Source organism: Spiroplasma endosymbiont of Megaselia nigra, from assembly GCF_003987485.1.
Lineage (GTDB): Bacteria > Bacillota_I > Bacilli_A > Mycoplasmatales > Mycoplasmataceae > Spiroplasma.
In genome coordinates, this window is sequence record NZ_RCOO01000280.1 from 1 (window position 1) to 1091 (window position 1091).

Genomic DNA, 1091 nt, shown 5'->3' on the forward strand with positions numbered 1-1091 from the left:
TATAAATTTTTTTAATTTGTTTTTCACCATCACTTAATATTAATATTTTAGTATCTTCATTAATATCATAAGTATCCATTGATTTAAAAATTTTATCAATAAAATTATCAATATTTGATTTCTCATTTTTATTCTTATGATTTTTATTCATCATTTGAAAAACGCCTTTTTTCTTTTTCATTTTTATTTTGGTTTTTGTTGACTTTTCTTCATCAACACCAATATGCATAGTAGCAAGAAATATTTTATTTTCAACTCTTTTTTTATTTTCTCGCATTGGTTCAAAAGCTCCGTCAATTTGAATATATAAAACATTATTTGGAATTTTAATTTTATTGTTATTTTTATTACTAATGTAATCGGTTTCTTCTAAATCGGCATTTTTAAAAATATTAGATATTGTTCTTTCGCTAATATTTGCATTCTCTGTTGTATGTAAAATATCTTTATATCTTTTTCCATCACCAATAAAATACATATATTTATCTTTTAAATTTATTTCGATTCTTTCGTATTTTTTTAAACCTAATTCTTCATCTAAAGGATAACGATTTATATTTTGTTTTTTTTCTTCATCATATTTAACATATAATCTTCTTTTAATGGGAAAATCTCCATATTCTGTTTTAATTGTTTTTGGCAATTTTGATATCACCTTATATCCTTGTAATATTTGTCCTTGTTGATATAATTTAAATATCTCATTATCTCTATTAATAAATAAGTTTTTAATTTCATTGTTTGTTTCTATTATTTTATCTTTTTTATAATCTTGTAATAAATTTTGTTTTAATTCCATTTTATAATTTCCTTTCTTAATTAAATAAATTATTTTAAATTATGCTAGTTAATAAATTATGATATTTAATACTTAATATTATTTTATCAAAAATGGGGGTGCATTAAAAATGCAGGATTTTACCAAAATTAATAACAAAAAACGAATTACTAGTTATGAACATTTAAATAAAAAATATGATTTAAATTTTAGTGACTATAATTTTGGTTTTGATTGAGAAGTATTTAAAGATTTTGTTGGTGATAGTTATGCCCGATATTTTACTTCTACAAGTTTTTTTAAGTTTGTTTCT

General features: G+C 20.0%; 2 protein-coding genes. One reads left to right on the plus strand and one right to left on the minus strand.

Features of this window, described 5'->3' with window-relative positions; translation table 4 throughout:
* A partial coding sequence (locus tag D9R21_RS06680) for a hypothetical protein (RefSeq protein ID WP_148108893.1) occupies positions 1-799 on the minus strand: 799 nt, incomplete at its 3' end.
* Positions 800-908: 109 nt separating this feature from the next.
* Between D9R21_RS06680 and D9R21_RS06685 the strand changes: the two genes are divergently transcribed.
* Positions 909-1091 (plus strand): hypothetical protein (locus D9R21_RS06685; protein WP_148108894.1); only part of this gene is annotated, 183 nt, incomplete at its 3' end.